General features: G+C 62.7%; 17 protein-coding genes and 1 tRNA gene. 6 read left to right on the top strand and 12 right to left on the bottom strand.

Features of this window, described 5'->3' with window-relative positions; translation table 11 throughout:
- Nucleotides 1-62: 62 nt before the first annotated feature.
- The 5 genes from phoU to tadA form a co-directional block, all read right to left on the bottom strand.
- Nucleotides 63-773: a phosphate signaling complex protein PhoU gene (gene phoU / locus BN1132_RS07305; RefSeq protein ID WP_042076394.1), complete on the bottom strand. Its 711-nt coding sequence runs from the start codon at nucleotides 771-773 to the stop codon at nucleotides 63-65.
- 110 nt (nucleotides 774-883) lie between these two features.
- A complete protein-coding gene (pstB, locus tag BN1132_RS07300; protein WP_042076392.1) occupies nucleotides 884-1,702 on the bottom strand; it encodes a phosphate ABC transporter ATP-binding protein PstB in 819 nt (272 codons plus the stop codon).
- 185 nt (nucleotides 1,703-1,887) lie between these two features.
- On the bottom strand, nucleotides 1,888-3,537 hold the full coding sequence (pstA, locus tag BN1132_RS07295) for a phosphate ABC transporter permease PstA (RefSeq protein WP_042076391.1): 1,650 nt from the start codon (nucleotides 3,535-3,537) through the stop codon (nucleotides 1,888-1,890).
- A gap of 17 nt (nucleotides 3,538-3,554) precedes the next feature.
- Nucleotides 3,555-5,792 (bottom strand): ABC transporter permease subunit, encoded by a 2,238-nt coding sequence (locus BN1132_RS07290; protein WP_042076388.1) that lies wholly within the window; start codon nucleotides 5,790-5,792, stop codon nucleotides 3,555-3,557.
- A 205-nt stretch (nucleotides 5,793-5,997) separates the two neighbouring features.
- On the bottom strand, nucleotides 5,998-6,537 hold the full coding sequence (gene tadA / locus BN1132_RS07285) for a tRNA adenosine(34) deaminase TadA (protein ID WP_084202657.1): 540 nt from the start codon (nucleotides 6,535-6,537) through the stop codon (nucleotides 5,998-6,000).
- 271 nt (nucleotides 6,538-6,808) lie between these two features.
- Between tadA and BN1132_RS07280 the strand changes: the two genes are divergently transcribed.
- The 4 genes from BN1132_RS07280 to aceA all read left to right on the top strand — a co-directional run bounded on the left by BN1132_RS07280 (nucleotide 6,809) and on the right by aceA (nucleotide 10,942).
- Nucleotides 6,809-6,885, top strand: a tRNA-Pro gene (locus BN1132_RS07280).
- Between the two features lie 240 nt (nucleotides 6,886-7,125).
- Nucleotides 7,126-7,260, top strand: coding sequence for a hypothetical protein (locus BN1132_RS20350; protein WP_280136283.1), 135 nt, complete (start codon nucleotides 7,126-7,128; stop codon nucleotides 7,258-7,260).
- Nucleotides 7,261-7,952: 692 nt separating this feature from the next.
- Nucleotides 7,953-9,560 (top strand): malate synthase A, encoded by a 1,608-nt coding sequence (gene aceB, locus BN1132_RS07275; protein WP_042076386.1) that lies wholly within the window; start codon nucleotides 7,953-7,955, stop codon nucleotides 9,558-9,560.
- Between the two features lie 68 nt (nucleotides 9,561-9,628).
- Complete coding sequence (aceA, locus tag BN1132_RS07270; RefSeq protein ID WP_039040251.1) at nucleotides 9,629-10,942, top strand: isocitrate lyase; 1,314 nt, start codon at nucleotides 9,629-9,631, stop codon at nucleotides 10,940-10,942.
- A 212-nt stretch (nucleotides 10,943-11,154) separates the two neighbouring features.
- Here aceA and hda read toward each other — a convergent pair whose 3' ends face one another.
- The 3 genes from hda to upp form a co-directional block, all read right to left on the bottom strand.
- Nucleotides 11,155-11,856 (bottom strand): DnaA inactivator Hda, encoded by a 702-nt coding sequence (gene hda, locus BN1132_RS07265; RefSeq protein ID WP_039040250.1) that lies wholly within the window; start codon nucleotides 11,854-11,856, stop codon nucleotides 11,155-11,157.
- A gap of 102 nt (nucleotides 11,857-11,958) precedes the next feature.
- Nucleotides 11,959-12,987 (bottom strand): DUF2066 domain-containing protein, encoded by a 1,029-nt coding sequence (locus tag BN1132_RS07260; RefSeq protein WP_042076383.1) that lies wholly within the window; start codon nucleotides 12,985-12,987, stop codon nucleotides 11,959-11,961.
- A gap of 147 nt (nucleotides 12,988-13,134) precedes the next feature.
- Complete coding sequence (gene upp, locus BN1132_RS07255) at nucleotides 13,135-13,761, bottom strand: uracil phosphoribosyltransferase (protein WP_039040248.1); 627 nt, start codon at nucleotides 13,759-13,761, stop codon at nucleotides 13,135-13,137.
- Nucleotides 13,762-13,937: 176 nt separating this feature from the next.
- Here upp and purM point away from each other — a divergent pair, with 176 nt between their 5' ends.
- Both purM and purN read left to right on the top strand, forming a co-directional pair.
- A complete protein-coding gene (purM, locus tag BN1132_RS07250) occupies nucleotides 13,938-14,975 on the top strand; it encodes a phosphoribosylformylglycinamidine cyclo-ligase (protein ID WP_039040247.1) in 1,038 nt (345 codons plus the stop codon).
- The gene (gene purN, locus BN1132_RS07245; protein WP_042076380.1) at nucleotides 14,972-15,610 is read left to right on the top strand and encodes a phosphoribosylglycinamide formyltransferase; all 639 of its coding nucleotides are present in this window, start codon (nucleotides 14,972-14,974) and stop codon (nucleotides 15,608-15,610) included. Before purM ends, purN begins: the two co-directional genes overlap by 4 nt.
- A 114-nt stretch (nucleotides 15,611-15,724) precedes the next feature.
- Here purN and BN1132_RS07240 read toward each other — a convergent pair whose 3' ends face one another.
- The 4 genes from BN1132_RS07240 to BN1132_RS07225 all read right to left on the bottom strand — a co-directional run bounded on the left by BN1132_RS07240 (nucleotide 15,725) and on the right by BN1132_RS07225 (nucleotide 20,492).
- Nucleotides 15,725-16,486 (bottom strand): Nif3-like dinuclear metal center hexameric protein, encoded by a 762-nt coding sequence (locus BN1132_RS07240; protein WP_042076379.1) that lies wholly within the window; start codon nucleotides 16,484-16,486, stop codon nucleotides 15,725-15,727.
- 112 nt (nucleotides 16,487-16,598) lie between these two features.
- Entirely contained in the window at nucleotides 16,599-17,933 is a 1,335-nt protein-coding gene (locus BN1132_RS07235; RefSeq protein ID WP_039040244.1) for a sigma-54-dependent transcriptional regulator, read from the bottom strand.
- Nucleotides 17,930-18,964 carry a sensor histidine kinase gene (locus tag BN1132_RS07230; RefSeq protein WP_039040243.1) on the bottom strand — a complete coding sequence of 345 codons (1,035 nt, stop codon included), beginning with the start codon at nucleotides 18,962-18,964 and terminating at the stop codon, nucleotides 17,930-17,932. Before BN1132_RS07230 ends, BN1132_RS07235 begins: the two co-directional genes overlap by 4 nt.
- 106 nt (nucleotides 18,965-19,070) lie before the next feature.
- Nucleotides 19,071-20,492: a sigma-54 dependent transcriptional regulator gene (locus BN1132_RS07225; protein WP_042076376.1), complete on the bottom strand. Its 1,422-nt coding sequence runs from the start codon at nucleotides 20,490-20,492 to the stop codon at nucleotides 19,071-19,073.
- Nucleotides 20,493-20,524 lie beyond the last annotated feature (32 nt).

The following is a 20,524-nucleotide window of genomic DNA, read 5'->3' as shown; positions in this document are numbered from 1 at the left end:
TTAAGATGCCCCTGGATGCAACAAAAAAAGGCGCTTTACGCGCCTTTTTATTCATGTCGGGATCAGTGTTTGCCCAGCAGGTCGTTCAATTCGTCCGCCTTGGTGTGGCGCACGTCCTTGCCCTTGACGTAATAGACGATGTACTCGCAGATGTGCTGGCAGCGATCGCCGACCCGCTCGATGGCCCGCGCCGCCCACAGCACATTGAGCACCTGGGGGATGGTGCGCGGGTCTTCCATCATGTAGGTCATCAGCTCGCGGATGATGGACTCGTACTCCCGGTCCACCTTGTCATCTTCCTTGTAGACCGCGAGCGCCGCGTCCAGATCCATGCGGGCGAAGGCGTCGAGCACGTCGTGCAGCATCTTGATGGTGCGGCGACCCATGTTCTCCAGCGACACCAGCGGCGGCTGGGGCTTGTTGGCGTTGTCGGTCAGCATGCGGGCGATCTTGTCCGCCACGTCGCCGATGCGCTCCAGATCCGTGATGGTCTTGATGATGGCCATCACCAGCCGCAGGTCGGACGCGGTGGGCTGACGCTTGGCAATGATGCGGGTGCACTCCTCGTCGATCGCCACTTCCATGGCGTTGACCTTGTGGTCGTTGGCGACGATCTTGCGCGCCGCATCCAGATCCTGGCCATGAATGGCGGCGATGGCGTCGGTGAGCTGCTTCTCCACCAGCCCCCCCATCACCAGCACCTGGTTGCGCACGCTCTCGAGCTCGGCATTGAACTGACCGGAGATGTGTTTGTTGAGGTTCATATTGTCCATACAAATAATCCTTGTTGCTCCGAGTATGCCTTAGTCGTGGAACCGACTGCCAATCTGTTTGTTGATGCTCATCTTGTTCATCTCAATAACCCCTGTTGCACCAACATGCCTTAGCCGTAACGACCGGTGATGTAGTCTTCGGTCTTCTTCTTGGCCGGGGTGGTGAAGATGGTGTTGGTGTTCGAGTACTCGATAAGCTCGCCCATGTACATGAAGGCGGTCTGATCCGAGACCCGCGCCGCCTGCTGCATGTTGTGGGTCACGATCACCACGGTGAACTGGCTCTTGAGCTCGTTGATCAGCTCCTCGATGGTGAGGGTGGAGATGGGGTCCAACGCCGAGGTCGGTTCATCGAGCAGCAGCACTTCCGGCTCGATGGCGATGGCACGGGCGATCACCAGACGCTGCTGCTGGCCGCCGGAGAGGCCGAAGGCGTTGTCGTGCAGGCGATCCTTCACCTCGTCCCAGAGCGCCGCGCCGCGCAGGGAGCGCTCGGCGGCCTCGTCCAGGGTACGCCTGTCGTTGATGCCCTGCAGGCGCAGGCCATAGACCACGTTCTCGTAGATGGACTTGGGGAAGGGATTCGGGCGCTGGAACACCATGCCCACCTGGCGGCGCAGGGCGGAGACATCCACGCTCTTGTCGTAGATGTTGTGGCCGTGCAGCTGGATCTCCCCCTCGATGCGGCAGATCTCCACCAGATCGTTCATCCGGTTGATGCAGCGCAGCAGGGTGGACTTGCCGCAGCCGGACGGGCCGATAAAGGCGGTGACCTGCCCCTTGGGGATCTTCATGTTGACGTTGAACAGCGCCTGCTTGCTGCCGTAGTACAGGTTGAGATCCTTGACCTCGAGGGCGGTCTGCTCCGGGGTCAGGTTCAGCAGGTCGGTCGCGGTGTGCTGGGTCGAACTCGGTGTTACGTTGATCATCTGTTTACCTCAAATCTGTCGGTGGCGGCGGACACTCTCATTGTCCGCGGCCGGAATGCTTGGCTGGCAAGGGGGCTGCGGCCCATCACTTGCCTCGCATCAGTCTGGGTGGCTGGATTAATGCGCCAGCGACCGGAATGTTTCACGCAGGTGGCGAATACCCGTGATGCCCTTCAGCTTCATCATCAATGCTCCAAAGAACGGAACTTCTCGCGCAAGTGGTTGCGGATGCCGATGGCCGTCAGGTTGAGGCCGACGATCACCGTCACCAGCAGGAAGGAGGTGGCATAGACCAGGGGACGCGCCGCCTCGACGTTCGGACTCTGGAAGCCGACGTCATAGATGTGGAAGCCAAGGTGCATGAACTTGCGCTCCACGTGCAGGTACGGGAAGTTGCCGTCCATTGGCAGGGTCGGCGCCAGTTTCACCACCCCCACCAGCATCAGGGGCGCCACTTCACCGGCCGCACGGGCGATGGCCAGGATGAGGCCGGTCATGATGGCCGGGCTCGCCATGGGCAGCACGATGCGCCACAGGGTCTCGGCCTGGGTGGCCCCCAGAGCCAGCGAGCCCTGGCGAATGGTGCTCGGGATCCGGGCCAGCCCCTCTTCGGTGGAGACGATCACCACCGGCAGGGTCAGGATGGCCAGGGTCAGGGCCGACCAGATGACGCCGGGGGAGCCGAAGGTGGGGCTCGGCAGCGCTTCCGGATAGAAGAGTCGGTCCAGCGATCCCCCCAGGGTATAGACGAAGAAGCCCAGGCCAAACACGCCGTACACGATGGACGGCACGCCCGCCAGATTGATCACCGCGATGCGGATGATCTTGGTCAGGCTGTTCTTGCCCGCGTACTCGTGCAGGTAGACCGCCGCCACCACCCCGAGGGGCGTCACTATGATGGCCATCAGGATCACCATGAAGACGGTGCCGAAGATGGCCGGGAACACCCCCCCTTCGGTGTTGGCCTCGCGGGGCTCATCGGAGACGAACTTACCGATCTGGTGGAACCAGTGCCCCATCTTGGCCATCAGGCTCATGTCGTTGGGCCAGACCACGTCCAGCACCCTGGACATGGGCATGGTCACCAGCTCGCCACGCATGTCCTTGACCGTGATGCTGTCTCTGTCCGCCTGGCTGCGCAGGGAGAAGAGCTCCTTCTCCAGCACCAGATAGCGATCGTTCAGGGCCTGGCGCTCGCTCGCCAGCAGGGCCTTGAGCTCGTCGGTCAGCTTGTCGTCCAGCTCCGCCTTGCGCTCTTTGAGGCGCAGCCGCTCCAGCTGGTAGTTGATGCTGCCGATGTCGCCCTTCTGCAGCTCGTTGGCCTGGCTTGAGAGGTCGTTGGCGCGGGCCAGCACCCGTTGCAGCGCGGGATGCAGATCCTGGGTCAGCTCGCGGCCATCCTCCTTCACTCCCACTATGTAGCCGTAGAAGTTGCCGTTGGTGGCACGCTCCACCATGGCGAGCTCCGCCGGCTGGGTGCGCGACACTATGTCGGTCTCCAGTACCCAGCGGAAGTCCAGATCGACGAACTCCCGGTTGCCGGTCTTGACCAGGTAACGGGTCAGCTCCTCGCGCTCCTCCCCTGCAAGCTGAAGACCGGAGGCCCGCAGCCGCTCCACCGGCACCAGCTCGCGATCGTTGATCTCGCCGATCAGCACGCTCTTGTTGCCGTTTGCATCGCTCAACTGCCACTCATAGATGGGGTGCGGCCAGAAATAGACCAGACCACGCCAGCCGATCAGCAACAACAGACCCAGTACGGCCACCAGACTCAGGCTGACGGCGCCCCCCGTCATCCAGATCCAGGGGGCCCCCGATTTAAACCACTTACCCATTGTCGATTCCTTAGTCCTTACAGAGAGCTGTACTTTTCACGCAACCGCTGGCGGACGAATTCGGCCAGGGTATTGAACATGAAGGTGAACACAAACAGCACGAAGGCGGCGAGGAAGAGCACGCGGTAGTGGGAGCTGCCCACTTCCGATTCCGGCATTTCCACCGCGATGTTCGCCGCCAGGGTGCGCAGCCCCTGGAACATGGAGAAGTCCATGATGGGGGTGTTGCCGGTGGCCATCAGCACTATCATGGTCTCACCCACGGCGCGGCCCAGGCCCATCATCACCGCCGAGAAGATGCCCGGGCTCGCGGTCAGGATCACGACGCGGCTCAGGGTCTGCCACGGGGTGGCGCCCAGCGCCAGGGAGCCCTGGGTCAGGTGCTTGGGCACCGAGAAGACGGCGTCTTCGGCGATGGAGAAGATGGTGGGGATCACCGCAAAGCCCATGGCGATGCCGACCACCAGGGAGTTGCGCTGGTCGAACTTGATGCCCATGTCGTGGGTCAGCCAGATGCGGGAATCCCCGTGCATGAAGGCGTTCTCTATGATGGGGCTCAAGGCGAAGGCCCCCCAGCCGATGAACAGCAGCACCGGAATGAGCAGGATGGCGTGCCAGCCTTCCGGCAGCCAGGTACGGCCACGCTCCGGCAGATAGTTCCAGACCAGCGCCGTCAGCAGCATGCCCATGGGCAGCAGGATCAGCAGCAGGATCACCCCGGGCAGGGCCCCCTCTATGATGGGCGCGAGCCAGAGACCCGCCAGGAAGCCGAGGATGACGGTCGGCAGCGCAGCCATGATCTCCACCGTCGGCTTGACGTATTTGCGCAGCCCTGCCGACATGAAGTAGGCGGTGTAGATGGCGCCGGCGACGCCGAGGGGCACTGCGAACACCATGGCGTAGAAGGAGGCCTTGAGGGTACCGAATACCAGGGGCACCAGGCTCAGCTTGGCTTCGAAGTCGTTGCTCGCTGAGGTGGACTGCCACACGTACTGGGGCTCGGGATAGCCTTCATACCACACCTGCTGCCACAGGGCAGACCAGGTCACCTCGGGGTGATCGTTCTCCACGTCAAAGACCTTGAAGTCGTCCCCTTGCTGGGTCAGCAACAGGTTGTGGCGGGGAGAGATGGCGACGGCCGCGAGGCTGCCCCCCTCGATCTTCTCGCCGAGCAGTTTGGCCTCCCCGGTGGCATGGAAGAAGTTGATCGCACCATCTTGACTGGCGCTGATAAAGCCCTTGCGGAAGTGCTCCGGGGTCAGCAGCGCGACCGGGCCGTCACCCTTGAAGTCACGGATCTGGGTGAACTGGCGCTTGCCATCCTGAGCCACTTCGAACCACTGGGAGATGACGCCGTTGTCGTTGCCCACCAGCAGGGAAGAGGCACCGGAGAGCAAAGCCACCTGGGTCACGTTGGCGTTGGGGGCATTGATCTCCATGACGTCGCGCAGGGAGATGTCATTGAGATTGTGGATGTCGTAGACGGAGAGACGGTTGCCCTCGCGCACGAACAGGATGCGCAGGTTCGGGGTCAGCAGCATCTGATCCACGTGGCGCGGCAGGGACGGAATGGCGTAGTTCTCGCTGCTCCACTCCACTTCCCCGGAGAGGAAGTTCTCCTCGCCGCTCATCACCATCAGCACGCCGCGGCCATCTTCGGTCACGGCGGCCGTGGCCATCTTGTCCTTGGTGGCCTCGAAGACCATGCGGGTCAGCGCCTTGCCCTGGGGATCGATCACCACGGGCTCTTCGCCGAAGGGATATTGCAGGCTGGGTTCGATGACGCGCACGTCGTTGGGATAGGAGACCTTGAAATAGGGCTGCACCACCTGGGCCTTGCCATCGGCAAAGCCATAGGCAATGAGCTTCTGCCCAGGTGCAGGGGGCGCCACCGCAGTGATGTCACCGGAGACCTGCGCATCGCCGATCACCTGACCCACCTTGATGTCGCCATCCGCCCGAACGGCAAAAAACTTGACCTTGCCGAGATCGCTGAAGCGATAGCCTATCTCGTTCTGCTCCTCGACACCGAGCCAGGCGGTCTTGCCCTGGGTCGGCAGCTCGAAGGAGGAAGTCGCCTCCATGCTGGCGCCATTGAAGATGGGCTTCACCACGTAGAGCAGATAGAAGAAGATAAGCAGCAGCGCCACCAGCACCAGGGCTCCCCCTGTGGTGACGCCATATTTGGCCAATTTATCCTTGATCCGGCGTTTTCGACTGCCCGCCATGACCAGATTTAACGATTCCGATGACATGCAAGACCTCAATGTGAGCTAGGCTTGGCGGCATTATATGGCGGTTGCATGACAGTTTTGTTACATGAAGGCCATCTTGGCGGGGCTTATCTGCAGGCGAGAAAGCGGCATCACAGTGCCATGAAGAAGGTGGCAAGAGACTGTTTTATAACCTTAAAAAGGTATTAAAAGAGATGCAGGAGCGCACCGGTTGCGCTCCTGCCTGTCAAGTGTCGGCAGCCGGGGTTTGTTGCAGCGCCAACCTGGCCGCCTTCTTCTCGGCGCGGCGCCGCTTGAAAAAATCCGACAGCTGGGCCGAGCAAGCGTCGGCGAGCACCTCCCCCGTCAGCGCCACCCTGTGGTTGTGGCGCGGGTCCAGCAGGATATCGAACACGGACCCTGCCGCCCCCGTCTTGAGATCCCGGGCGCCGTAGACCACCCGCTTGACCCGGCTGTGGATGAGGGCCCCGGCGCACATGCAGCAGGGCTCCAGGGTCACATAGAGGGTGGTGTCGATCAGCCGGTAGTTTTCCAGCCTCTTGCCGGCCTCGCGCAGCGCCATGATCTCCGCATGGGCACAGGCATCGTGGTCGCTGATGGAGCGGTTCCAACCCTCCCCCAGAATCTCGTCCCCCAGCACCAGCACGGCACCGACCGGGATCTCACCTATCCCCTCCGCCCTGGCCGCCAGCGCCATGGCGTGGCGCATCCAGCGTTCGTCCTGCTCGCTCTGGCTGGCCTGTGCTGCGACTTCCGATGGTTTCACGCCCTGCTCCTCTCTGGTTGGTTGATGGCGGCAGATTGATGACGGTAGATCATGCTCGACGGGGACAGGGGCGACGGCCCCGCCACAATCGGCATCCCCCGACATGAGATGCCCGCCGGGGGGCGGCGATTATGCCAAAACTGCTGCCCAGGCCCAAGCCGCATCTTGGTTGAACAATAAAGAAGCAATCGGCATCTCCCTGATAAAAAAGGAGTTGCACCCGTCAGGCCATCCTATTAGACTTCCTCCCCGTCAGCCGAGCTGACTCCGTCGGTGTGTAGCGCAGCCAGGTAGCGCATCTGCATGGGGTGTAGAGGGTCGGAGGTTCGAATCCTCTCACACCGACCAAATTCCCCGAAGATAGCCCAGTCAAACGACTGGGCTATTTTTTTGCTTCGCTTTCCACCTGTGTCTCCCGCGTCATCCCCCTCCATCCGCCCCCGCCGGCATAGATTTTATACAGAACCACTTGAAGCTTTTACAAAGTGCCGCTAGGATACGCAACTTTTCCGCCGGCCAGAAAACAGGGAGGTGGGCGTTAGGGTGATGGACTCACCGACCGGCTTGCAATCAATGAGGCAAGCATCCATGACCCAAGCAGTTGACACTCAGCCCGTTCAGCCCCTGCTCTCCCCCGCCGATCTCGATCCCGCGGAGCACGAATTCGGCGGTTCAGTGCATCTCGATGTGATCGATCTCGCCGCCCCGGATGACGATTACTGAGACGAACAGGCCCCATGTTGCGGTTCAAGACGCCGGTTTTGCTGTCCGGCACCGCCTTCTAACCCTGACGAGACACCGCCCTCACAAATAACGATAAAATGCCATAAAAAGATAAAATTCTGGTTTTATTCACTAGCCGATAACGATGCACATCCCTCCCTCGGGCTCCCGTTCCCTGATACAAACCTACGTTATTGCGCGTCATTTCCCTGCTATCCCCGTTTCCCCTCCCTCTTCACATCTTTTCCTGATTCGGTTTTAAACAACAGTTCATCAACTAGTCTCCTTGCAGGCCAGATGAAAGCTGCATTGAAAGGATGCATTTCATACAGATGTTTTTTCCAAGCCTGGAGTAAGGTCGGGATTTCTTTTTGCATTTGTAATTTTATTACGTAATTAATTACATTTCCGACACCCGCTTGCCGGCCCGTTCATCCTCCCTGAGGGGCGGCGCAACCAAGAGCATAACTATCTGTGTAGAGCTTTTATGCTAATCAAGTAAATCCTTTTAAAACATCACTTTAACAACCACACCAAAACACCTGTTTTAAAAATCAAGTTGACGAACCCCCCATTCTTTTGCACCTTATGAGTCGTGTTACCCCGCTGTTACGGGGAGTTTAAGAGAAACGAATATAGACGTTAGTCGTAGTTAGTAAGTTCAAAATGTAACTTTCAAAGGAGTGAACCCTATGTCGGCACCGGCCCAGACCATCAGCAGCCCCCGCCTGCACATCCAAGGCGAGATGCTTCCCGATTACGCGCAGATCCTGACGCCGGATGCGGTGGCCCTGGTATCCGAGCTGGTGGAACGCTTCGCTCCCCAGCGCAATGAACTGCTCAAACAACGGGTCGCCCGTCAGGCCCGCATCGACGCAGGTGAGCTGCCGGACTTCCTGCCCGAAACCGCTCACATCCGCGACGGCGACTGGACCATTCGTGGCATCCCCGCCGACCTGCAGGACAGGCGTGTGGAGATCACCGGCCCGGTCGAGCGCAAGATGGTGATCAACGCCCTCAACGCCAACGTCAAGGTGTTCATGGCCGACTTCGAAGACTCCCTGGCGCCGGCCTGGAACAAGGTGATCGAGGGTCAGATCAACCTGCGCGACGCCGTCAACGGCACGATTGCCTACCAGAGTCCGGAGGGGAAGGCCTATATCCTGAGTTCCGATCCGGCCGTTCTCGTCTGCCGGGTGCGCGGCCTGCACCTGCCGGAGAAGCACATCACCTTCGATGGCGAGCCCATCCCCGGCGGCCTGTTCGACTTCGCGCTCTACTTCCTGCACAACCACAAGGCGCTGCTGGCCAAGGGCTCCGGCCCCTACTTCTACGTGCCCAAGCTGCAGAGTCACCTGGAGGGACGCTGGTGGAGCGAGGTATTTGCCTGGACCGAAGACAGGTTCGGCCTGCCCCGCGGCACCATCAAGGCGACCGTGCTCGTCGAAACCCTGCCGGCGGTGTTCGAGATGGACGAGCTGCTCTATCAGATGAAGGATCACATCGTCGCGCTCAACTGCGGTCGCTGGGACTATATCTTCAGCTATATCAAGACCTTGAAGAACCACCCGGATCGCGTTCTGCCGGACCGCCAGGTGGTCACCATGGACAAGCCGTTCCTCTCCGCCTACTCGCGGCTGCTCATCAAGACCTGCCACAAGCGCGGTGCCCTGGCCATGGGCGGCATGGCCGCCTTTATCCCGGCCAAGGATCCGGCGGTCAATGCCGAGGTATTCGCCAAGGTGAAGGCAGACAAGGAGCGTGAGGCAAACAACGGCCACGACGGCACCTGGGTGGCCCACCCCGGCCTCGCCGATACCGCCATGGCGGTCTTCAACGCCGCCATCCCGGCCGGCGCCAGCAACCAGATCCATGTGCTGCGCGAGCAAGATGCCCCCATCACGGCCACCGATCTACTGGCCCCCTGCGAGGGGGAGCGCACCGAGGCGGGCATGCGCACCAATATCCGGGTCGCCCTGCAGTATCTGGAGGCCTGGATAGGCGGCAACGGCTGTGTGCCCATCTACGGCCTGATGGAAGACGCGGCGACCGCCGAGATCTCCCGCACCTCCATCTGGCAGTGGATCCGCCACGGCAAGACCCTCTCCAACGGTCAGGTGGTGACCAAGGCGCTGTTCCGCCAGATGCTGGCAGAGGAGCAGGAGGTGGTCAGACGCGAAGTGGGCGAGGCCCGCTGGCAGGCCGGTCGCTTCGCCGAGGCAAGCGCCCTGATGGAAGAGATCACCTGCGCCGACACACTCATCGATTTTCTGACGCTGCCCGGCTACGAGCGGCTGTGAAACCCGGGCCGGTGACGGCCCCATAACAAGTCAATGGAAACGTGAAATCAATGAAAGAGGGAACTGATATGGCACTGACCCGTGAGCAACAGATCCAGGCTATCGAGAAAGACTGGGCAGAAAACCCCCGCTGGAAAGGGATCAAGCGCGGCTACAGCGCCGAAGACGTGGTGAACCTGCGCGGCAGCCTGCAGCCGGCACACACCCTGGCCCAACGCGGTGCCGACAAGCTGTGGGAACTGATCCACGGCGGCGCCAAGAAAGGCTATGTGAACTGCCTCGGCGCCCTGACCGGTGGTCAGGCGGTGCAGCAGGCCAAGGCCGGCATCGAGGCCATCTACCTCTCCGGCTGGCAGGTGGCGGCGGACAACAACCTCTCCTCCACCATGTACCCGGATCAGTCCCTCTACCCGGCCAACTCGGTGCCCTCGGTGGTGGAGCGCATCAACAACTCCTTCGCCCGTGCCGACCAGATCCAGTGGGCCAACAAGGTAGGCCCGCAGGACAAGGGCTTCATCGACTACTTCCTGCCCATCGTCGCGGATGCGGAAGCCGGCTTCGGCGGCGTGCTGAACGCCTTCGAGCTGATGAAGGGGATGATCGAGGCGGGCGCCGCCGGCGTCCACTTCGAGGATCAGCTGGCCTCAGTGAAGAAGTGCGGCCACATGGGCGGCAAGGTGCTGGTCCCGACCCAGGAAGCGGTGCAGAAACTCATCGCGGCCCGCCTCGCGGCGGACGTCTGCGGCACCACCACCCTGGTGATCGCCCGCACCGACGCCAACGCGGCGGATCTGCTGACCACGGATGCGGACCCCTACGATGCCGGCTTCCTGACCGGCGAGCGCACCAGCGAGGGCTTCTACAAGGTGCAGGCCGGCATCGAGCAGGCCATCTCCCGTGGCCTGGCCTATGCTCCCTACGCCGACATGGTGTGGTGCGAGACCGCCAAGCCGGATCTGGACGAGGCGCGCCAGTTTGCCGAGGCCATCAAGGCCCAGTACCCGGACAAGATCCTGGCCTACAACTGCTCCCCGAGCTTCAACTGGAAGAAGAACCTGGACGATGCCACCATCGCCCGCTTCCAGCAGGAGCTCTCCGACATGGGCTACAAGTACCAGTTCATCACCCTCGCGGGCATCCACAACATGTGGTTCCACATGTATGAGCTGGCCTACCAGTACGCTCGCGGCGAGGGCATGAAGCACTACGTCGAGATGGTGCAGCAGCCTGAGTTCGCGGCCGCCGAGCGGGGCTACACCTTCGTGGCGCACCAGCAGGAGGTGGGCACCGGCTACTTCGACAAGGTGACCACCGTCATCCAGGGCGGGCAATCTTCGGTGACCGCTTTAACGGGCTCCACCGAAGAGGACCAGTTCCACTAAGGTGATGGCTAGAATGGCGCCGACCAGGTGACCCTTTCAGCCAGCTATCCAGGGTGGGCAATCCTCGGTGACCGCGCTGACCGGCTCGACCGAAGAAAATCAGTTCCACTGATAAGCAGAATCCCTTGAGATAGCAAAACCCCGGCCAGTGGCCGGGGTTTCTTTTTATCCGTGGCCTCGGCGTCGCCGAGCCTCAAACCAGCTTGACGGGCTCAGAGCTCGAGTATCTCTTTGACAAAGGGAATGGTCAGCTTGCGCTTGGCGCGGAAGGAGGCGTTGTCGAGCCGGTTGAGGGTGGCGAGCAGGGTGCGCATGTCGCGCGACAGCCGGTTGAGCAGGAAGCGGCCCACGTCGATAGGCAGCTTGAAGCCCCGCAGCTCGGCGCGCAGTTGCAGGGCACTGAGCTTGCCTTCGTCATCGAGCTCATCGAGGTGGAAGCTCACTCCCCAATCCAGGCGGGATGCGAGATCCGGCAGCTGCAACCCCAGCTTGCGCGGCGCACTGCAGCCGGTGACCACCAGGGTCCCCTCTCCCTTCTCCTTCCAGCGGTTGTAGAAGTCGAACAGGGCCCGCTCCCACAGGGCGTTGCCGGCGATCGCCTCCAGGCTGTCGAGGCAGACCAGGGGCAGGCTCTCCAGGGCATCCAGCATGCTGGGGTCGAGCTGTTCGAACTGATCGAGGGAGAGATAGGCAGCGGCGGCGTCGCGGGCGTTGACCTCGGCGCAGGTGGCGTGCAGCAGATGGGAGCGGCCCGAGCCTTTGGCTCCCCAGAAATAGAGGAAGGGCGAGCCCTGACCGATGGCCGCGTTCTTGAGGGCGGTGATCAGATGGGCATTGTTGCCGGGATAAAAACTGACGAAGGTTTCATCATCCGGTAGTTGTACGGCGAGAGACAGTTGGGCCGGTTGCTTCACTCGTTGGGCTTTGACTGTGATATTTGCGGGCAAGTGTATCACCAGAGCGGCAGATAGAGAACCGCCCGGGTCATGCCGGGCGGTCTGGAACATCCCCTGAGCTCAGGGCTGCGACCATTGGTAGCGCAGGCCGCTCTCGTTGTCTTCCACCTGGCGCAGGCGGCTCTCAAGCTGCAGACACCGCACCAGCTCCGCCTTGTCCCCCTGCAGCGAGAGGTTGAAGGTGACCTTGTCTCCCTCCAGCTTGCCGATCGCCACCTTGGTGACGCTGGCCATGCCTTGCAGCATCTTCTGTATCTGGATCATGCCGTCGATGTCGGACAACCCCTCCACCACCAGGGTCTGGTTGGAGGCGACCCCGGAGAGGCGGGTGCCGTACTGCTGCACCAGCCAGCCGGCCAGGGCATCGGCAAACCCCTTGGCCACCTCGGCCTGGGACCCCGAGCCAGACCCCTTGGTCAGTTCGGTCAGCTCCCCCGCCTGGGCACCCGGCTTGACGCCATAGAGGCCCCAGTCGATGCTCCAGCTCTCTCCCTCCGGCGTCAGCTTGCCCAGCACCACCATTTCGGCGCCATAACGCTGGCTCGCCTTGAGCACGGGATCGGCGAAGCGACCCCAGACGTCGGTGGCGTTGACCGCCATGTTGTCGTCGAGATCCATCAGCGGGATGCTGATGGGCAGCCCCATGGCCTGGGCCTGGGTACGCAGGGCGGCGGCCCAGCCATCGCCGGACTGATCTGGCAGGATGCGGCGCTCTCCTTCGTCGACAACCAGCCAGACGCCCAACTGAGGGCGCACGGGGCCCAGCAGGGCAAACTTGCTCTGGGCGACCAGGGCGTTGACCTTGGCCACGTCGAAATCGGCCTTGAGAAACTTCACCGGCCCCACGTCCTGATAACCGTAGTGCTGCACATAGTCACCGGGCGCGGCCAGCGCCTTGACCACGTCCGGCTGGGTCAGGATGTCCCGCTTGCCCGTCACCTTGACAAGCACATCCCCCAGGGCCTGAGCCTGAGCGGCCGTCATGTCGCCGCTGGTGGGTGCCTTGCCCTGATAGAGGTCAGTCACCTGGGCGGCCGACGCCACGAATGGCAGACAGCAGCAGAAGAGCATCGCTAAGCGTTTCAGCATAAAGAAGATTCTCGAAATGGGGGATGGTGCTTATGGTAGCGGCAAGGCCCAGGTGGCAGCAAGCCGGCGGGGGGCATAAACCACGAAGCCGGCGAGAGGCCGGCTTCGCTTGCGCTCTTTTTGAAAGAGCGCCGATGACATCAGGACTTATTTGGTGCCGAATATCTTGTCACCGGCATCGCCCAGACCCGGGACAATGTAGCCCTTCTCGTTCAGGCCCTGATCGACGGCGGCGCAGTAGAGCTCCACATCCGGGTGGGCCGCTTCCAGCGCCTTGATCCCTTCGGGGGCGGCAACCAGCACCAGCACCTTGATGGACTGGCAGCCCTTCTTCTTCAGCAGATCGATGGTGGCGATCATGGAGCCGCCGGTGGCAAGCATGGGGTCGATCACCAGGGCCAGACGCTCTTCGATGTTGCTGACGATCTTCTCGAAGTAGGGGACCGGCTGCAGGGTCTCTTCGTCGCGGTAGATGCCGACCACGCTGACGCGGGCGCTCGGCATGTGTTCCAGCACGCCGTCCATCATGCCGAGGCCGGCACGCAGGATGGGCACGACGGTGACCTTCTTGCCCTTGATCTGGTCAACTTCCACTGGCCCGTTCCAGCCATCGATGGTAACTTTCTCGGTTTCGAAGTCAGAGGTCGCTTCGTAGGTCAACAAACTGCCCACTTCCTTGGCCAGTTCACGGAAACGCTTGGTGCTGATGTCGCCTTCGCGCATCAGGCCGATCTTGTGCTTGACCAGGGGGTGTTTGACTTCAACGACTTTCATTATTATCTCCTCTAACTGCCGCCAAAAAAATCGCGGAATGATACAACAAAAGCCGCCCCTTGTAGAGCTTTTCCATCCAAAAACGCGCAAACGATTTTCTTTCTGCTTTTCCCTGCCCACTGATAGAATACGCCCCGAATTTTACCCTCCACTTCTTTATATGACGGGGAATACGCGTGACTGACAAAACCTCACTGAGCTACAAGGATGCTGGCGTGGATATCGATGCCGGCAATGCACTGGTTGAACGTATCAAGGGCGTGTCAAAGCGCACTCGTCGTCCTGAAGTCCTTGGTGGTCTTGGCGGCTTTGGGGCCCTGTGTCAAATCCCTGCAGGCTACAAGGAACCGGTACTGGTCTCCGGTACCGACGGGGTGGGCACCAAGCTGCGTCTGGCCATCGATCTGAAGAAGCATGACACCGTGGGGATCGATCTGGTGGCCATGTGCGTCAACGACCTCATCGTCCAGGGCGCCGAGCCCCTCTTCTTCCTCGACTACTATGCCACCGGCAAGCTGGACGTGGACACCGCCGCGGCCGTGGTCACCGGCATCGGCGTCGGCTGCGAGCAGTCCGGCTGCGCCCTGGTGGGTGGCGAGACCGCCGAGATGCCCGGCATGTATGAAGGGGAAGACTACGACATCGCCGGTTTCTGCGTCGGCGTGGTGGAGAAGAGCGAGATCATCGACGGCAGCAAGGTCGGCGAAGGGGATGCCCTGATCGCCCTGGCCGCGAGCGGCCCCCACTCCAACGGCTTCTCCCTCATTCGCAAGATCCTGGAAGTCTCCAAGGCAGACGTCCACCAGCCGCTGGGTGACACCACCCTGGCCAACGCCCTGCTGGAGCCGACCCGCATCTACGTCAAGCCCGTGCTCAAGCTCATCGAGGAGTGCGAGATCCACGCCCTGTCCCACATCACAGGCGGCGGCTTCTGGGAGAACATCCCCCGCGTGCTGCCCGCCAATACCCAGGCGGTGATCGACGAGCAGAGCTGGCAGTGGCCGGCGGTGTTCAGCTGGCTGCAGCAGGCCGGCAACGTCACCCGCCACGAGATGTATCGCACCTTCAACTGCGGCGTCGGCATGATCATCGCCCTGCCGGCGGATCAGCTGGACAAGGCCCTGGCCCTGCTCAAGGCGGAAGGCGAGAACGCCTGGCACATCGGCCACATCGCCAAGGCGGCCGATGGCGAGGAGCAGGTCATCATCAAATGATGCGGATCCTGGTTCTGATCTCCGGCAGCGGCAGCAACCTGCAGGCGATCCTCGACGGCTGTGCCAGCGGCAAGATTGCAGGCCAGGTGGTGGGCGTCATCAGCAACAGGGCCGATGCCTATGGTCTGGTTCGCACCAAAGAGGCGGGGGTGGCCACCGCCATCCTGTCCCAGCAGCAGTTCGCCAGCCGGGAGGAATATGATGCCGCCCTGCTGGCCCTGATGCAGGACTACCAGCCGGATCTGGTGGTGCTGGCCGGCTTTATGCGGATCCTGAGCGGCGATCTGGTGCGCCACTTCGCCGGACGGATGATCAACATCCACCCCTCCCTGCTGCCGAAGTACCAGGGGCTGCACACCCACCAGCGCGCCATCGAGGCCGGTGACGACGAGCACGGCGCCAGCGTCCACTTCGTCACCGAGGAGCTGGACGGCGGCCCGGTGATCCTGCAGGCTCGCGTGCCCATCTTCGAGGGGGACAGCGCCGACGAGGTCGCTGCCCGGGTCCAGGTCCAGGAGCACTGCATCTACCCCCTGGTGGTGCAGTGGTTCTGCGAGGGGCGCTTGCAGATGCGAGAAGGGTCTGCCTTCCTCGATGGCAAGCAGCTTGGCCTGGCAGGCTATGCCAGCGAGTAACCGCTAGCAGTAGTAAGACACAACAAGGGAGGCTTAGGCCTCCCTTGTCATTTCTATCTACCTGCGCAATTGCTGCCATCACGTCCGATTACGCCGCTGCGCGGCTAATCGGCCCTACACCGGATTGTCGATATCGATAAAGGTGACCTCCAGCCCGTGTACGGTGGCGAGCCACTCTCCCAGCGCCTTGACGCCGTAGCGCTCGGTGGCGTGGTGGCCTGCGGCGTAGAAGTGCATGCCCATCTCCCGGGCGGTGTGAATGGTCTGCTCCGAGGCTTCGCCGGAGATGAAGGCGTCTATGCCCTGCTCCGCCGCCTGGCTGATGTAGCTCTGGCCACCGCCGGTGCACCAGGCCACGGAGCGGATGAGCTCGGGCCCGCTGTCGCCGCAATGAAGCGGCTCGCGGCCGAGGCGCTCGGCGATGAGCCTGGCAAAGTCGGCCCCGCTCATGGGCTCTTCCAGCTTGCCCACCATGGCGACGCTCTTGCTGTTCCAGGGTTCGAGGCCGCGACGCACCTTGATGCCGAGCAGCCTGGCGAGCTGGGCGTTGTTGCCCACCTCGGGGTGCACATCCAGGGGCAGGTGATAGGCGAACAGGTTGATGTCGTGGGTCAGCAGGGTCTTGAGGCGGCGCTGTTTCATGCCGGTGATCTGGGCCGGCTCGCCGCTCCAGAAGTAGCCGTGGTGAACCAGGATGGCGTCGGCATCGGCGGCCACGGCCGCATCGATCAGGGCCTGGCTGGCGGTCACACCGGTCACCACCTTGCGAATGCGCTCGCGCCCCTCCACCTGCAGGCCGTTGGGGCAGTAGTCCTTGATGGCATGGGGTTCGAGCAGGTGGTTGAGCAGGCTTTCCAGTTTTCGATGAGAGATCATGGGCGTCTCCTAACAGGGCTCCCCGCACAGGATCGCAGGGAGCCGGATTCCGATCGTCAGGGGCCCATGATAATCGAGCCGGACCGGCAAGGCCATGGCACCGGCATCAAGCCTAGGCGGGCAGCTCTATGCCGGCGTCACGCATCTGGGCCAGCTTGTAGCGCAGGGTACGCGGGCTGATGCCGAGCTTGTCGGCCACCGCCTTGCGACTGCCATTGCACTCCTGCAGGGTGTCCAGGATGATCTGGTGCTCCTGCAGCTTGAGCTCGCCGCCGAGCCCCTCCCCCGACAGCCGCTCGAGGGGGCGTACCAGCGTCTCGTCCGTCTCCTCCAGGATCAGGTGCTCGCACCCGATGAGCCCGTCTGGACAGAGGATCAGGGCGCGCTGCACCACGTTGTCGAGCTCGCGCACGTTACCGGGCCAGGAGTGGGCCATCAGACGCTCTCGGGCCTCCTCCGCGAGCCGCGGCGTCGGCAGCCCCATCTGGCTGGCGTGAAGCGCCAGCAGATGCTCCGCCAGGGGCAGAATGTCCCCCGGACGCTCCCAGAGCGCGGTCCAGCGCAGGGGGAAGACGTTGAGGCGGTAGTAGAGATCCTCGCGGAACAACCCGTCCTGCACCGCTTTTTTCAGATCCCGGTTGCTGGTGGCGATGACCCGCACATCGAGGGGGATCATCTTGCGGCTGCCGAGCCGCTCCACCTCTTTCTCCTGCAAGACCCGCAGCAGCTTGGCCTGGAGCCCCAGATCCATCTCGGTGATCTCGTCGAGCAGGAGTGTGCCTCCCTGGGCCTGCTCGAACTTGCCGGGACACCCCTGCACTGCCCCGGTGAAGGCCCCCTTCTCGTAGCCGAACAGGGTCGCCTCCAGCATGTTCTCCGGAATGGCGGCGCAGTTGATGGCAACGAAGGCCTGCTCGGCACGGCTGGAGTTGTCGTGAATGTAGCGGGCCAGCACCTCCTTCCCCGTCCCGCTCGGGCCGGTCACCATCACGGTGGCCTCGCTCCTGGCGACCCGGGTCGCCAGCTGGAACAGCTCGGCGGTCCTGGGATCCCCGTATACCACGGCCCGCCTCTCCACCTTCTGGGCCGGCACATAGCGGCTGACCTGGTTGAGCAGCACCTCGGGGGAGAAGGGCTTGGCCAGGTAGTCGATGGCCCCCTCGCGCATGGCGCGCACCGCGCCGTCGATGTTGGCGTAGGCGGTCATCAGGAGCACAGGCACCTGGGGATATTGCTGGCGGATATTGGCCAGCAGGGTGAGGCCATCCATGCCTCCCATCTGGATGTCGGAGATCACCATGTCGAAACGCTGGCGCGACAGGGCCAGCAGGGCCCGCTCACCGCTGTCCACCTCGCGGCACTCATAGCCACCGAGCAGCAGGGTGTCCACCAGGGCCTCGCGCAGGCCGTTGTCATCTTCCACCACCAGAATACGAGCCTGGGTCATGCTACACCTCCGAGCTGCACCGCTTGCTGATGCAGGGGGAACGACAGGGTAAAGCAGGTGCCCTCACCGGGGACAGAGGCCACGCTGACCTCCCCCTGGTGGGCACGCACCACGGATTGCACCACGGCGAGCCCAAGGCCTGTGCCCTGGGAGCGGGTGGTGAAGAAGGGTTCGAAGATCTGGCCGAGCAAGGCCGCAGGCATCCCCTTGCCGTTGTCGAGCACGCGCATCTCCACCCGGTTGCCGCTGCGCACCGCGCTCACCAGCAGCGAATCGGCGCCGGCCTGGCGCGCGTTGGCGATGAGGTTGTTGATGGCGCCCGCCAGGGCGCTGCTGTTGGCGAGCAGGCAGAGATCCGGCTCCGGCACCTCAAGGTGCAGGGCACAGCCCTGCTGCTGGCAGAAGGCCTCGGCACCGGCCTGCACCTCCGCCAGCAGCCCCTGGACCGAGATGGGGGCCACCACCTGGTTGTCACCGTTGCGGGCAAACAGCAGGATGTCGTTGATCTGCTTCTCGAGATCCTGCAGGCGCGCCATCAGTTTTTGCTGGAACTGGCTGCGGGACTCGGGCTTCAGGGTGCGGTTCGCCAGGTTGGCCGCGTAGAGCATGGCGGCGGAGAGAGGGGTGCGGATCTGGTGCGCCAGGGAGGCGGCCATGTTGCCAAGGGCGGACAGCCGCTTCATGTGGTTGACCCTGTCCTGCAACTGGCGGGTCTCGGTCAGATCGGTGATGAACACCAGCTGGCCGGGCTGATCCGGCAGCGGCTGGGTCGAGAGCTGGACCCGACGCCCGTCTCGCAGGGAGATCTCGTGGCCGTCGTCTTCCCTGGGCTGGAAGCAGCGGGCGATAATATGGCGCCAGAAGAGGCCCTCCAGCGGTTCCCCGAGCAAGGCTTGGGCCGCCGGGTTGGCGCGGGTGATCAGCCCCTCGCCGTCGAGCAGCAGCACGCCGGTCGGCAGTGCCGTGAAGATGGCGTAGAGCTGGCTCACTTCGTGTGACTGGAGGGGGTTGTCCTGCTGCGAGATTGTCATAAAGCTGACCTCAAACTGGCGATTGGGTCAGCTTATTCAATTTCCATGCCAGTGATATATTGCTTCAATATCAATGTGTTGACAGCCAAGCGTCAAAGCATTGACCTCAGTTGTCCTTGCTCATGCCGTACTTCTTCATCTTCTCCACTAGCGTGGTGCGGCGCATGCTGAGCAGGTCGGCGGCGCGGGCCACCACCCCATCCTGGGACTCCAGGGCCTGGCGGATCAGCTCCACTTCGAGGTCGGCCAGCATCTCCTTGAGGTTGACCCCCTCCTGGGGCAGCTGCATGGGCAGGGGCATGGCGATGCCCGGATCCAGCACGGGCGGGGACTGGAACACGGCGGCCAGGGCATCCCGCTCGTCCATCTCGGTGAGACGCTCATCCCTGGGTTCGCTCGGCAACAGCCGGTAGCGGCCGGGCAGGTCCGCCACATCGACGATCTGGTTCGGGTAGAGGATCAGCAGGCGCTCGATGAGATTGGACAGCTCGCGCACGTTGCCGGGCCAGGGGTACTGCATCAGGGATTCCATGGCGCGCTGGGTCAGGCGGATGATGCCCCTGTGCTGCTCGGCATGGCGATTGAGCAGCTCCTGCAACAGCAGGGGAATATCGTCGCAGCGCTCGCGCAGGGGCGGCGTCTCGATGGGGAAGACGTTGAGCCGGTAGTAGAGATCCTCGCGAAACGCCTGGGTGCGGATCATCGCCTCCAGATCCCGGTGGGTCGCGGCGATGACGCGCACGTCCGCCTGCACCGCCTTGCCCCCGCCGACCCGGTCGAACTGGCGCTCCTGCAACACCCGCAGCAGCTTGACCTGCATGGGCAGCGGCATGTCGCCGATCTCGTCGAGGAAGAGGGTCCCCCCCTGGGCCAGCTCGAAGCGGCCGCGACGGGCGGCGATGGCACCGGTGAAGGCCCCCTTCTCGTGGCCGAACAGCTCGCTCTCCAGGAGCTCTGCCGGAATGGCGCCGCAGTTGATGGGCACGAAGGGGCCCGAGCTTCGGGCGGAGAGCTCGTGAATGGCGCGGGCCACCACCTCCTTGCCGGTCCCGGATTCACCCAGGATCAGCACGTTGGCATCGGTCTGCGCCACCTGGCCGATGAGGCGGCGCACCTCCTGGATCCCCTTCCCCTTGCCCACCAGCAGGCGCAGCAGGGTCTGACCCTTGTCGTGGATCTGCTGTCTGGGGTGCAGGGAGATGAAGGCCTGGCAGAAGTGCAGATGGCGGGTCAGGGACTCGTAGGTGAAGGGCTCGTCGCTGCCGCCGATGAAGTTGCTGTTGGGGTGATCCGCCGACGTCAGGGAGATGAAGGGGATGCGAGGGTAGGCGGCCAGCAGCTCGGCCAGGGGGCGTTCGAGCAGACTGCCCGCCAGTATCCCCTGCAGCGGACCTGACGATTCGATGGCCACCTCGAGATCGGCCTCCACCACCTCCTGCCAGGGGATCCCCATGAAGGAGAGCACGGTTTCCAACTGCTGACGCCGCGCTTCATCGGCATCCACGATCAGCACACCCATAGCCATCATATCCATATTCTTACACACCTGACGCCAAGTTA

This window comes from Aeromonas sanarellii, assembly GCF_000820085.1.
Classification (GTDB): Bacteria; Pseudomonadota; Gammaproteobacteria; order Enterobacterales; family Aeromonadaceae; genus Aeromonas; species Aeromonas sanarellii.
The sequence above is the reverse complement of the archived record's forward strand: the minus strand, read 5'-3'. Positions and strand labels throughout refer to the sequence as shown.